Genomic DNA, 13406 nt, shown 5'->3' on the forward strand with positions numbered 1-13406 from the left:
AAAAAAATTAATTAACCGTTGACCGCCGCTGTTGTCAAGCGGGTAGAATTCGCCGGCCACTCCGTTTTCCATATGCAGAACAGTGACCTCATATCAAGAGCTTGTTTTTTGCCGTCATAGGAGCAGCAAAAATCATGAAGCTCCAAGGTGTCTCCCGGAACTGCGGGAGGAGATTCGTTCTTCAGATTTGTAAGCGACAGCGGACGGAGGCCAAGCCTTCGCAGTTTTTCGGGCGGCAGAGCCGCAAACTCGTTCATTGGAAGATCAAGGCTGATTCTGCCGCCGCTCATATAAATCACCCTGTTGCAGATATCTTTCAGCCAGTGGAGCCTGTGTTCGGCGATCACGACAGTTTTGCCGCGCGACTTCCATAAAAGAATGGTACGCCTGAGGCTTTCTATCGCATCCATATCCAGGTTGGAGGTCGGCTCATCCAAGACAAAAACATCGGGATGCGCGGCGGATACCGAAGCGCATGCGACCTTTTGTTTTTCACCGCCGGACAGATTGAAGATACTGCGTCCGAGCAGTTTTTCCGCCTCCATATCGCGGGCTGCTTCATGTATTCTTGTTTTTCTGACCGTCACCCCAGCCGAAGGAGCCGAACAGAGCGATTTTTTTGCCGCTCAGCGAGTTTTCCAGGGCAGAGAACATAGGTCCGAACTCCGTATCATCCAACTCTTCGGTTCCCATCGCGGGGCAGCCAAATGCCACGGCATCATATCCAGGCAGTTTATCAGCCGAGAACCCTGAGGGAGTTAAGAGGGTATCTTCGTAGGATTTCCAATATCCGCTGCATGTAAAGTTTCGGCCGTTGTTTTCAATGAAACCGACGACGTCATGAAGCGGATAGCCAAGGAACAGGCCAATCTCATGCGGAAACTGCCGCTCAAGGCGAAAACGATCTGATAACTGCCGAAGAATACCTGTAAACCCATTTGAAATCGCATATCCCGATCGCTCTAGAAAATCACGGTTTGCCTGCTCGGATAGAATTCGGTTAATCCATTCCATGCGATAGATATAGATTAGAAAGAAGCCTGTTTTGCATTGCTTCAAGAGGCAAACAGAGAGTCCGTATGCATGCAGTTCCAAATCCTGTCCCGAAACCGCTTTTTTTACAATGTCTTCGTCAAACGATTGGAAGCTGAACAGATTCGACGGCTTTACGCCGGCCAGCGTTGGAGCGCATTGCTCCACGAAAACCGATTCAAACGATCGCCTCATGTTCCTCTCCTTCCGGGGCATTCGCAATGATTCTTTATAATGGCCCGCAGGGCGTTCAGACTGCTGAGATGGGATTGTTCAATGCTTGCGTTACACCGTGCTGATTCCAATACCGCAATTTCCTTCATCTTATGCGAACCCGTATTTGCAAACAGTTTAATCAGATCGGGTGAACCAATCTTTCGTTTCAAGTTTCCCTTAGTTATCACATAAACCTTTGCCTTACAGCCATATGTTTCGCAGGTATCGACATAAAGCCGCTGCATGCAGCGGCTTCCGCCGACAATGACAACGCTCATGGCCTTCCTCCTTAATACTGAGTTAGAGTACTTTAACCAATGCTCTGTTTTTTAGCGCCTCTCGGCGCTTTTAACCCATAGACAAGACGGCTCACGCTCGTCAGTCCGATATTCCGCTGATCAGCCAGTGCCGTTTTTTCGCAATGTTTATTTTAACCGCATACCTTCCGATTGCCTGCAGCAACGCCCAGACGCAACTTATGGTCAGCATGGCAGTAAGCCCGTACGCGAAAGAAAGCATCGCGTCAGCATCCACTTTCATTTTTGGCGGTTCTTTCAATCTTCATAACCCTTTTGGTAAACAGTCAGGACATATCCCGCATAATTTCGCACATGCTCCCGATACGCTCATCGGATATCCCGGCAAGAAGCGCAAATACGGCGTTTCCGGCATCTTCCGGTGGTAATGCGAACTCTCGACAGAGGAACCGAAAGATAATCTCGTAATATGCGGAATAACGCACAGCCAGCTCACGGCCATTCTCCGTGAGAAATACCATGCCGTATTTCTCCTTTTGAACCAGCGCTTTGTCGCTGAGTGCTTCCATCATTCTGTATACGCTTGGTTTTGTGACATGGAGCGCTCGGGCAATGTCGACGCATCGCATTCCGCGTTCACCGCTGAGCGAATGCATGGTGATCAGATATCGGATGGATGATGCGGACAGTGTCTGCATTCTCATACATCCTTCCCTCAGGACTATTTTCCATGATGGCAGCTGCCGCTCATGGGGCAGCCCGCGCAGTTGCAGGAGGACCTGCCCTTCTTTTTTCTTCCGACCATGCTGATAATAACCAGCGTCACCACAGCGGCCAGAATAACGCAGATGATCATGGTCGCAAGGTTTTCAGTCAACCACATAAGCGTTTTATTGTCCTCCTCTCTTCGTTTTTTTGTTATATTCCGGATTTCGCGCCTATTTTTACATTGGATTTCAGCGTTTCGGACTCTTTATATGGTCTGAACAGCATGGTAACGATGAAAGCGACGTTGAGGAAAGCAACGATAGAACCGATGACGTTTCCGTTGCCAGAAAACAGCATGCCGAGCTGATAGACGGTCAGCGCGACGGCATAAGCAAAGACGCACTGATATCCGATGGCGAACCAGGTCCACTTGGAGTTGTTCATCTCACGCTTGATGGCGCCCATGGCTGCGAAGCAGGGGGCGCAGAGCAAGTTGAAGATCAGGAAGGAGTAAGCGGAAAGCGGGGTGAAGACGGCGCGCATGTTGTTCCATACCTGCCAGCCGTTCTCCGCCACCTCGTCGAAGCCCCCGAACAGGACGCCAAATGTTCCGACGACGTTCTCTTTGGCAATCAGGCCGGTGATGGAAGCGACCGCACCCTGCCAGTGGCCCCAGCCGAGCGGAATAAAGATCCAGGCGATCGCGGAGCCGACGGCGGCCAGAATGCTGTTTTCCATATCGCCGACCATCCCGAAGGAACCGTCTTCAACGCCAAAGCTCGACAGGAACCAAATCAAGATCGCCGCCAACAGGATGACGGTGCCGGCTTTCCGGATGAACGAGGATGCGCGTTCCCACATGGAACGAAGCAGATTGGAAACCGTCGGCCAGTGGTAAGCGGGAAGCTCCATGACGAACGGGGCTGGGTCTCCCGCGAACATCTTACTCTTTTTCAGCATGATGCCGGATATAACAATGGCGCAGATGCCGAGAAAATAGGCGCTGGGGGCGACCCACCACGCGCCGCCGAACAGCGCGCCGGCAATCAGGGCGATGATTGGAAGCTTCGCGCCGCAAGGAATAAAGGAAGTCGTCATAATGGTCATCTTGCGGTCCCGGTCGTTTTCGATGGTACGCGAAGCCATGATGCCCGGAACGCTGCAGCCTGTGCCGATCAGCATCGGGATAAACGACTTTCCGGAGAGTCCGAATTTTCGGAAGATGCGGTCCATGACAAAGGCGACGCGCGACATATAGCCGCAGGATTCAAGAAAAGCGAGGAACAGGAACAAAACTAGCAGCTGAGGGACAAAGCCAAGCACCGCGCCCACGCCGGCCACGATGCCGTCGAGGATCAGGCCTTCCAGCCAGTCCGCGCAGTGAATACTGTCCAGTCCGTTCTGCAATAAGACGGGAATGCCCGGCACCCACACGCCGTAGTCGGCGGGATCGGGTTCCTCCTTATCGGCGACCGCCAGATAGCTGTCGTACGTCACGGGGATTTCCTCTTCCACGTTTCCGACGTCGTCGTAGAGATAAGCGGTCGCGGTAAGCGCGGCAGCTTTTGCGGGATCGACGCCAGCTTCTTCCGCGGCGGATTCAAAAGCGCCTTTGATCGCGCCGGGTTCGGTATATGCATCTACTGCTTCAGAGTAAGCGGAGGAGCCGATGCCGAACAGATGCCAGCCGTCGCCGAACACGCCGACGTTGGCCCAGTCGGTCGCCCATGAGCCCACCGTCGAGACAGAAATGAAGTATACGATGAACATGACCACTGCGAAAATGGGCAGCGCGGCCCAGCGGTTTGTCACCACACGGTCAATTTTATCCGATGCCGAGAGTCTCCCGGCCTTTTTCTTTTTGTAACAGCTCTTGATGACGGAAGCTATGTAGAGATATCTCTCGTTTGTGATAATACTCTCGGCGTCGTCATCAAGCTCCGTCTCCGCGGCTTTGATATCCTCCTCGATGTGATCGCGCACCGGTTGACTCAACTTCAGCGGAGTCAGAACTTTTCCATCGCGCTCGAAGATCTTGATGGCATACCAGCGCTGCCGCTCAGGCGGCATGTTGTGCACGGCGGCTTTCTCAATATGGGCAATTGCATGTTCCACGGCGCCGCTAAAGGTGTGCATCGGGATTGTCTTTGTGGATTTGGCGGCTTCAATTGCGGCCTCCGCCGCTTCCATAATCCCTGTGACCTTCAGCGCTGAGATCTCAACAATTTTGCAGCCGAGTTCACGGGACAGCTCGCTGATCTTGATCTGATCCCCGTTTTTTCTCACTACATCCATCATGTTTACGGCGATCACTACAGGAATGCCGAGTTCCGTAAGCTGCGTTGTGAGGTAAAGGTTCCTCTCGAGGTTGGTGCCGTCCACGATATTGAGAATCGCGTCAGGCCGCTCACTGATCAGGTAGTTTCTCGCCACAACTTCCTCCAAGGTGTATGGGGAAAGGGAATAGATACCCGGCAGGTCCATAATGAGGACATCTTTATGATTCTTAAGCTTGCCCTCTTTTTTCTCTACCGTTACGCCCGGCCAGTTTCCGACAAACTGGTTGGAGCCGGTCAGCGCATTGAACAGCGTTGTCTTACCGCTGTTCGGGTTGCCTGCCAAGGCAATTTTGATCTCCACTTTCTATATCCTTCCTTTCTGTGGTTAGAGTACTTTAACCAATCGGCATAAATAAATAGGGGCCCCATGATATATCCGACCTCGATCATTTCCGACTTTTACCGTCCCGCCGATCTTTACATCCCTGAGCGTTTTTATAAATCATTCCTCCTTCATATCATGATTTTGCTTGCCATCTCTCTTCTGATGGCAATGGGGACTCTTTGATATTAACGATAACATTGTCTTCCCTCATGAAAATGACCGTAACGCTGCCTTCGGCGACAAAGCCGAGATCCTCCACATCGGCTTTTCCACCGACTTTCCGGATCACAGCATCCTCGAGGTATCTTTAATTAGAGGAATCTAACCGACGACTCAAATTATTGGTTAGTCTTTGCTAACCAATAATAGTTTAATAGCTCTAACTAAATTTGTCAATAGATTTTTTGCCTATCTTGATTATCTGGTTAGAGTGTGTTAACCTGAAATCAATATCAAATGAAAGTCGGTTAAAATGCCATGAAAATATTCAGAGCGTTCGAGGATTACCTGGAGGCTATGTTGATGATGAAGGAGAAGCACGGCTATATTCGCTCCATTGACGTCGCCGAGGCGTTGGGTGTGACCAAGCCGAGTGTCACCTATACGACAAAGCGCCTGCGGGAAAATGGATATATTACAATGAATAAGGACGGCCTCATCACGCTGACCGATTTGGGGATGGAAGTCGCCTCCCGCACCTGGAATCGCCACAAGCTGCTGACCGAATTCTTTATGAGGCTGGGTGTGGATGAAAAGACCGCCCGAGAGGATGCCTGCAAGGTGGAGCATGACCTCAGCGAAAAAACTTTTGAAGCAATATGCCGCCATGCGGACCTGGAAAAGCAAAAATACCCTGATGGGAAAGAATAAAAATTTCGTAAAGAGAAGGAAGGTTCTGCCGCGCTTATCTGCGGGCAAAACCTTTCTTCTTTTGATAGTGGCAGTCGCGGCATAGACCGCCACGCGCCAGAGTGTGCCGCCGGTTGAAGACACTGCCGCCGAGTCCGGCCATATCGTAATCGTAGGAGCACATAACGGGAGTAATTTCGGAGATACCCAGTCTCTGCATGGCATCTCCGGGTGAGAACGAAATCGGAATGAAAGCTTCGACGCCGTTTCTTTCAATTCGCACATCTTTGCGCGCACGATGGATTCCCCTCGGGCTTTCCGCAATCATACTTTGTAAATTCGCTTGGCGGTATGCTGCCAGACATTCCCGGATGAAGAGTACTATTTATTCGGCCATGATCACCGGCGCTCGTTCCGGCGTTTTTCGCTCCCACGGCACCGCCGCGCCGTCACTGTATTTCAAGTGGCTATCTTTCTGATTAGCGTTTTTTCGCTTTCCGGTATACTTTCAGATTAGCATTTATAGTATCTAAACTGAATTACAAAACCCCTGTCCAGCTTCGTTTGGACAGGGGAACATAAAAATTGTTTTTTCTGTCTACTTTCTATTGACCAGTTCACTAAGCTGGAGGTTTTGGCTGATCTGTTATACGGAAGTAATCCCACTTATAATTCCGCGATATACCTTCTGAACAGAGTATAGGTAGCAGTAAAATAGCAAATCAGTACCAACAGAAACGCACCGCAAACCTCGGCTATATTTGTATAAACTTGGCTTATTGTAACATATGGAATATATTCTCGATAGTTCTTTATTGATAAATATGTAAGGACGATTCCTGAGCCTAAAAAAGCAATGATGACAGGAAGTCCAAACCACAATAGCATTTGTTGGCGGATAATTTTTCCGATCCATTTATGATCTATTCCTAAATTTTCAATAATTTGAAACCGCTGTTTATGTTCAGTTGCATCCATTAATTGCTGCAGGGAAAGAATTGTGAGGCAAATGACAATCAAAATGAGACTTGCGTATGTACCTCCAAGACGAAGCATCAGAGAATTTGAGATTCCTTCATTAAGTTGCAGCGTCTTTAAACGTACGAATCCACTGTTTTCTGGAATCGTTCCAATATGATTCATCCATTGCGTTATATCTTTTGACAGAGCTAAAGCGAAGTGATAGTCTAATGGACTTGTTGTATTGGCGGCATAAGACGTGGTTGCCAGCGTAAGTGTCTCACAAACATCATCAGGCAGAATATAAGCCATTTCCATGCCGCTCGTAAACATTCCCATCCCAACGTTTACTTGATAATCTGCGTCAGGAGCCTTTTTTAGCGTATAATTTCCAGCCGTAATGCTCTGATGCGTGTTATCAAAATGAGAAATATCATCAGGTAGTGCCGTATTTCCCCATGCCACAGCAAAACCACTTTCCGGCAAGACAATTTCCGGATGCCCTGATAGCCGCAGTAAGGCATTATAATCGCTCAGAGAAACGCCTAGAATCGGCAGATTCTTTTTTATTCTTCGGTCAAAGTCATTTTTTTGTAAAAAATAAGCCTCCACATTTGCAGAATTTGTAACCTTATAGCCCCCACGTTTTAGATAGTTATCAATATACGAATAGTCCAAAGCAGACTTAGGCAGGTCCTCCACTCGTTTTACGGTTTGATATTGAGAAAATATCTGTACGTCAAAAATAGATCGCACCGTTAGATAGCCATCTACCTCTCCCGTTAAAATTGGTAGCCAAGCGAGCAGCACTAGGGAACTCAATAATACACACGTCAGGATAGCCATGGTGTGGGAAGCGGTTTTCAGTTTTGAAACGATCTGACCCAACAGAAATAAATGAGTGTAATGGAACCGTGCAGAGTTTTTCTTTGCAACAAGCAGCAACCATGATAGACTGCTGAAAATTGATACAATACTGAATAATATCATAATTACCCCAAGGATAGAAGGGATCGTGGTGTAAAGTTCCATCAATATGCCTTCTCTGACCAACTCAGTAAAAAGATCCGTCATCCGTAAAAGAAAAACTCCGGCTGCCAGGCTTGCGACGGAGAGTATTGCGGCGGTCAGGCTTCCATTATGCTTCCAGACACAGGTTTCCAGCAGAAAAAATCCCGCCAGCACCAAAAAGAGCAGAGCGCTGAGGATACAAGGGACTACTGCCTCAATTCCCGCTTGGTTAAGTTTGTTCCAAAAGGGCAGGACACCGCACAAAGTCAAGAGCAGGATTCCCACATCTGAGAGCGAAGCGGCAATCAGGCTTTTCAACAGCATATCCTTTACGGTAACCGTACTCTCGGTTTGCTGTTCTTCATGAAGCATGTCTATGATCTTTTGCCGGCGGATTACATGAACGTTTCCAAGGCCAATCACCGCAAATAAAGCTGTAAAAAAAAGAAAAGTCCAAAGAACAGTATCTGAAAAAACTGAGAAATATAATCGGTACGGTTCTCCGAAGGATGCCATGATGATCACACTGACGAACTGTGACAGAAGGGTACCGAGCAGGATCCCAAAAATGACAGCAATCAGTCCCATCAGGAGCGTTTCAAGAAAGAACAGATAAGCAACAGTCCTCTGTTCCATACCAAGAATAATTTGAAGAGCGAACTCCTTTTTCCGACGCCGGATCATGTAGCGATTGACATAAGAAATCAAAAATACAAGCAGCAAGGCAATCAAGGGAATGATAATTCTCATTTTACTCGAAAAATACTCCAAATCCATCTGGATCGGCAACCTATTGTTATAGGACGGGCTGGTGATGGATAAAAAGCCATAGAACAGGCCCACAGAAAGAACTAATGTTAACAAATAAATCAGATAATCTCTTGCAGAGCGTTTTGCATTTCGAAATGCCATTTTAGCGTACATCGGAAAGATCCCCTCCCAACAAGGTCATAACATCAAGAATCTTCCCGAACAGTTGCTTGCGGGATTGACCTCCCCGGAGGATCTCAGTGAAGATATGGCCATCCTTAAGAAACAGGATTCGCTTTGCATGGCTGGCGGTAAATGCATCATGAGTGACCACCAAAATAGTCGCTTCAAGTTCCTGATTCATTGTCTGCATGGTCGTCAGAAGCATCTGAGAAGAATGACTGTCCAGCGCCCCCGTTGGTTCGTCGGCCAGAATCAGCTTTGGGTGATGGATTAAAGCTCTAGCGCAAGCGCAACGCTGTTTTTGTCCGCCAGAGACCTGGTAAGGAAACTGATTCATAATAGAAAGAATATCAAGCTTTTCGGCCATTTGTTCCACTCGTCGGTCAATCTCCTTGGGCGGCGTTTTATTGATCGTCAAAGTCATTGCGATATTTTCTCGAATTGTCAACGTATCCAACAGGTTGAAATCCTGAAAAATAAAACCGAGATTCTCCCTGCGGAACCGAGCTGATTCTCTGTCTTCGATTTCCGTAATATCAGCTCCGCCCAGAAGAATATGACCGGCACTGACAGTGTCAATTGTGGAAATACAATTAAGTAAGGTGGTTTTCCCTGAACCGGATGGACCCATAATTGCAATGAATTCTCCGTTCTGGACTTCGAAGTCGATATCATCAATAGCCTTGGTGATATTCCCCTTGTTTCCATAGTATTTTTCGACATGCTCGATTTTCAAAAGCGGTTCCATTCTTTTCACCTCCTCTTAATTCTAATGAGTGAAAGAAGAAAAATGTATCAATTTTTCTTACAAAGGCCTTACAGTTTTGTAAGATCTCAGATGGATGAAAAGCAGGTGGAAATTACTCCCGCACCTCAAAAAAATCACCTTTTGGAAAATCCAGTCCAACTGATGTTCCTTGTCCGCACTTTGAGGTCACGGTAATTCCGATACCGAGCTTTTCGCACAGGCGATTACACAGGTACAGCCCTATGCCGGTGGAGTTTTGACTGTCCCTGCCGTTCTTACCGGTAAAGCCTTTATCAAAAATTCGCGGAAGATCGCTTTCCGATATTCCAATCCCGTTATCCTGAATGCAAAGAGTAACCCTGCTACGTTCCGAATAGGCCTGAAACGAGAGAGAAGGGACTTCTTCACTGTACTTTACCGCGTTTGAGATTATCTGACTAATAATAAAGCTAATCCATTTTTCATCCGTATAGACGATTCGTTCGCAGTTTTCCATCTGAACGGCAGCATGGCTTTGCAGTAGAAGCTGTTTGTTTTCCGCAATTGCCTTATGAATGGCATCCGACAGTACGATTTCTTTCACAAGATAGTCTTTTTCTACAGTATCGCTCCGCGCATAGTAGAGTGCCTGTTCTGTATAATTACGAATTTTTTCCAGTTCAATCAGCAACTTTTTTGTTAAACCTGACTTGTTGTTTTCATAGATCAACTGCATTGCGGCAATCGGTGTTTTAATGTCGTGAATCCATTGTTCTATGTATTCCCTGTATTCCTTCTTCTCTCGCCCTGATTGAGAGACCCGTTCAAGCATTGACTTATTTGAAGCTTTCAAGATTGCATAATAAATTTGATCATCTGCACGCGCAGGGCAATCCATGACCTCCGAAAGCAAATACTTCTGATCCAGATGGTCCAGCATAGACAAGAGGCGCTTGAAATAACGGTTGCGGAAAAAATACCGAGTATTTAGATAAACGAAGGCAACCAGAAACCACACGGCAATTAAAATTTCTATGATCCCATTATTTACCCTTGCCGCAGAAAGAAAGGCTAAGCAGCCAAGCATGGAAATGATGTGGGTGAGTATGCAGGGAATCTGGTCCTTAACATAATCCACATATCTCATATCATATACCCCTGGCGGTGTTTTGTCTGGATAAAATCCGTTAAACCGATCTGCCTAAGCTTTTCACGAAGTCTGGTCATGTTCACGCTGAGTGCGTTGTCATCAATGTAAAGCTGATTGTCCCAAAGATACTCCACTAAGTCAGCGCGGGGAACGATTCTACCCGCATTCCGGAAGAGAAAAGCCAGAATTTTGAGCTCATTTTTTGTTAGTTCGGTCAACTGGGCCTGATATTCTACCCGGCTACTTTCCAAATGCAAAATAACTCCCCGATATGCCATGACATCCTTCTCCTTGGATGGGTAAGCACGCTTGAATAGAGAAGCGATGCGGGCCAACAGGATAGAGGTATTGTAGGGCTTTGTGATAAAGTCATCGCCTCCCAACATGATACCGTTCAATTCATCCATATCAGTATTTCGCGCTGTGACAAAGATAATCGGTACAGCGGAGAAGGTCCTAATCTTTGAGCATACCTGAAAACCATCCTGACCTGGTAGGTTAATATCCAGCAGAATCAAATGAGGAATATATCGCCTAACAGCTTCAAAAATTGCTGTAAAACTATCTGGAAGAACAATCTCATATCCATTGCTCTGCAGGAGAATGGAGAGTTCCTCTCGAATTACAGAATCATCCTCAATCAACATGATCCGATCCATATAATCCCACCTTTCCCTAAATTTTTCTCAATCTTTCCGTCATCTTTATTATAAATTGAGGATTGAGCGAATTCAATGGTAAGCTTTATAGTTAAACCTACAGCAGATAGTATCTTTTAAAAGACGTAAGCGTCCAACCTGGCAGTCCCTTGATAACAGAGAGAGGCCCCGACTTGACGAAATGCAAGTCGGGGCTAAAGTTTAGTTTTTGTAGTATTGCCGCAGCATGTTACGTTGATGGGTATCCCAACCTCATGGAAATGAACTGCTTTCGAGCGATCTTAATACGAATACATGGACTACCCCCGTTCTATTGTAAGTCCAGGTTTTTGTCCGCGCCCCCTTTCGGTCAAAATCTTTTCGGCGTCGACAGAAAGTCCCGTCTGCTGATAAGTAACATTATTGCGAAAAATTCCAGGTGTCATCATTTTAAATTTTAAAAAATTTCGTGTAAATGTTTTTTCTGTGTTATAACCCACTTCGATTGCGACATCAATAATGCTTTTATTGCTCTGAAGCAGGAGTTTACAGGACTGGTTAACTCTGATGTAATTTAAAAAATCCTCAAAGTTTTTTTCCACCTCATACATTAAGATCTGATGAAGATCGATCACGCTGATATGAAAATTTTTCGCGACACTTTTTGCTGTCAGCTCATCCCTGGAATTCCGATAAATATAGGCTACAATCGCATATGCTTTTTGACTTTCCCGCACTTTGCAAATATCACTTACTTTTTGATAGGTTTTTCGGTACTCATTGGCTTTCATGCCGATTCGCGCTGCGAATACTTTGGATACATGGGAAGCGTCAACATAGCCAAGAATTCCCGCCAGTTCTTCCAGTGTAAAGTCAGTATACAACAGATAATTGATGGTTTTCGCAACTCGCATTTCATCAATTAGATTGGAAAAAGAAAGGCCGGTAACCTGTTTGACATACAGACTGATGGACGATTCACTGAGGTAAAAAGTTTTGGAAAGTGTTTTTAAATTCAGTTTCTTATTGAGATGAGTGTATATGTAACGAAAAATGCCGCAGCGATCTATATTGAGATTCTGTGCTTCCCTTTGGCTGAAAAGTTGGTCTTTTTCTCCTATTCGTATAAACAATACAATCAAATTGACGAGTTGATTATTGATATAAATATTGCTTAGTGCTTTGGGATGAATGGGTTCTATGGTTGACTCAACGCCGACTTCGTTGCGAATGATGGAAAAAATATTTTGTACTTCCGCCATTTGCTCTTTATCGCAATGCACAACCTGGTTCTCGCAAATCATATGGATCACGTCCATCGGCTGATTATCTGAATTATAGAAGGATTTAATAATTTCATTGATCATGTCAAACCGATAGACAAGAATGTAATATTGCAGCGTCTCGCTGACTTCTGGGACTTCACTAATTTCCCACGGAAGTATTGCTACAAACGAACCGGGCTCCAGATCATATTCTGTGTTTTGAATCCGAATTTTTCCCTTGCCTTTGTTAATTAAAAGAAAGCGGGAGGCCTCATGGAGCAAGGGTTTGGTTGGACCTTCAATTACTTCCAGGTCGAAACTGCATAGTTTGCGTTTGTCCAGATTTGAGCAGTAAGGCGTTTGCATTTCCACTATTTCCGGCACGTAAAACTCCTCTCCGCAAAACAGTACGCGGTTAAATTGAATTTTGTACTGTTATTCTTCGCTGTAACGATCGTTTTCCATTTTGTTAATTTATGATCAAACCCTTTCCTTTTAAATATAATTGATTCAAAAGTTGATAATAGGACATTTTGATTATAATTTATTGTATTTAAAGATCTTTTTTATGAAATAGTCATAGCACCTTTTATACAGTTTATACGGGATTATGATTTTATATTTATGTCTAACTGTATATTTTTGCGGTCCATCCTTTATTTGATTGAATTCAAAGTACTAAAAATTAAAAGGTTAATGTCCTGATTGTGAGTTTTGTTTATTGTAAACTCTTGTCATGGAGAAAAAACAGGGAGGAGATTGAATTGGATCATATATCTTCGGTACTTACATACCTGGCAAACTTTCTGTGGGGATGGCCCATGTTGGCATTGCTTGTGGGCGGTGGCCTGTACATTAGGGAACCTCTTATTTAATCCGCCCCTCTACCGAAGAGAGGAGAACTCTGGTAAAATAGAACTATCAATTCACAGGCGGTGCAGAGAAATGAAAAAGCAACAAACTTTTACGGATATCGAATATAGCTGCAGAAAGAAG

Annotated in this window: 14 protein-coding genes; 1 reads left to right on the plus strand and 13 read right to left on the minus strand. The window is 45.8% G+C overall.

The window, feature by feature from the left end; genetic code table 11:
* Positions 1–11: 11 nt before the first annotated feature.
* The 7 genes from CAFE_RS14020 to feoB all read right to left on the minus strand — a co-directional run bounded on the left by CAFE_RS14020 (position 12) and on the right by feoB (position 4853).
* Positions 12–545, minus strand: coding sequence for an ATP-binding cassette domain-containing protein (locus CAFE_RS14020; RefSeq protein WP_156990980.1), 534 nt, complete (start codon positions 543–545; stop codon positions 12–14).
* 13 nt (positions 546–558) lie between these two features.
* Entirely contained in the window at positions 559–1227 is a 669-nt protein-coding gene (locus tag CAFE_RS14025) for a DUF3793 family protein (protein WP_166525148.1), read from the minus strand.
* Positions 1224–1526: a DUF2325 domain-containing protein gene (locus CAFE_RS14030; RefSeq protein WP_156990982.1), complete on the minus strand. Its 303-nt coding sequence runs from the start codon at positions 1524–1526 to the stop codon at positions 1224–1226. The genes CAFE_RS14025 and CAFE_RS14030 overlap by 4 nt, the downstream gene beginning before the upstream one ends.
* Before the next feature lie 100 nt (positions 1527–1626).
* A complete protein-coding gene (locus tag CAFE_RS14035) occupies positions 1627–1788 on the minus strand; it encodes a hypothetical protein (RefSeq protein WP_156990983.1) in 162 nt (53 codons plus the stop codon).
* Positions 1789–1831: 43 nt separating this feature from the next.
* Positions 1832–2203, minus strand: a complete 372-nt coding sequence (locus CAFE_RS14040; RefSeq protein ID WP_066643012.1) for a metal-dependent transcriptional regulator — start codon at positions 2201–2203, stop codon at positions 1832–1834.
* Between the two features lie 23 nt (positions 2204–2226).
* Positions 2227–2388 carry a FeoB-associated Cys-rich membrane protein gene (locus CAFE_RS14045; RefSeq protein WP_083209925.1) on the minus strand — a complete coding sequence of 54 codons (162 nt, stop codon included), beginning with the start codon at positions 2386–2388 and terminating at the stop codon, positions 2227–2229.
* A 35-nt stretch (positions 2389–2423) separates the two neighbouring features.
* Positions 2424–4853 carry a ferrous iron transport protein B gene (gene feoB, locus CAFE_RS14050; protein ID WP_330594018.1) on the minus strand — a complete coding sequence of 810 codons (2430 nt, stop codon included), beginning with the start codon at positions 4851–4853 and terminating at the stop codon, positions 2424–2426.
* A 501-nt stretch (positions 4854–5354) separates the two neighbouring features.
* Between feoB and CAFE_RS14055 the strand changes: the two genes are divergently transcribed.
* Complete coding sequence (locus CAFE_RS14055; protein ID WP_066648449.1) at positions 5355–5747, plus strand: metal-dependent transcriptional regulator; 393 nt, start codon at positions 5355–5357, stop codon at positions 5745–5747.
* A gap of 34 nt (positions 5748–5781) precedes the next feature.
* Here CAFE_RS14055 and CAFE_RS20150 read toward each other — a convergent pair whose 3' ends face one another.
* From CAFE_RS20150 to CAFE_RS14085, 6 genes are all read right to left on the minus strand, one after another.
* Complete coding sequence (locus tag CAFE_RS20150; RefSeq protein WP_233452825.1) at positions 5782–5946, minus strand: L-2-amino-thiazoline-4-carboxylic acid hydrolase; 165 nt, start codon at positions 5944–5946, stop codon at positions 5782–5784.
* Positions 5947–6392: 446 nt separating this feature from the next.
* Entirely contained in the window at positions 6393–8621 is a 2229-nt protein-coding gene (locus CAFE_RS14065; RefSeq protein WP_066648443.1) for an FtsX-like permease family protein, read from the minus strand.
* A complete protein-coding gene (locus tag CAFE_RS14070) occupies positions 8611–9378 on the minus strand; it encodes an ABC transporter ATP-binding protein (RefSeq protein ID WP_066648440.1) in 768 nt (255 codons plus the stop codon). Before CAFE_RS14070 ends, CAFE_RS14065 begins: the two co-directional genes overlap by 11 nt.
* A gap of 112 nt (positions 9379–9490) precedes the next feature.
* Positions 9491–10504: a sensor histidine kinase gene (locus tag CAFE_RS14075; RefSeq protein WP_156990984.1), complete on the minus strand. Its 1014-nt coding sequence runs from the start codon at positions 10502–10504 to the stop codon at positions 9491–9493.
* Positions 10501–11166, minus strand: coding sequence for a response regulator transcription factor (locus tag CAFE_RS14080; protein ID WP_156990985.1), 666 nt, complete (start codon positions 11164–11166; stop codon positions 10501–10503). The genes CAFE_RS14075 and CAFE_RS14080 overlap by 4 nt, the downstream gene beginning before the upstream one ends.
* A gap of 299 nt (positions 11167–11465) precedes the next feature.
* Positions 11466–12794, minus strand: coding sequence for a helix-turn-helix transcriptional regulator (locus CAFE_RS14085; protein WP_066648435.1), 1329 nt, complete (start codon positions 12792–12794; stop codon positions 11466–11468).
* Positions 12795–13406 lie beyond the last annotated feature (612 nt).

Origin of the sequence: Caproicibacter fermentans, assembly GCF_009746625.1 — a bacterium.
In the GTDB taxonomy this organism is placed as follows: domain Bacteria; phylum Bacillota; class Clostridia; order Oscillospirales; family Acutalibacteraceae; genus Caproicibacter; species Caproicibacter fermentans.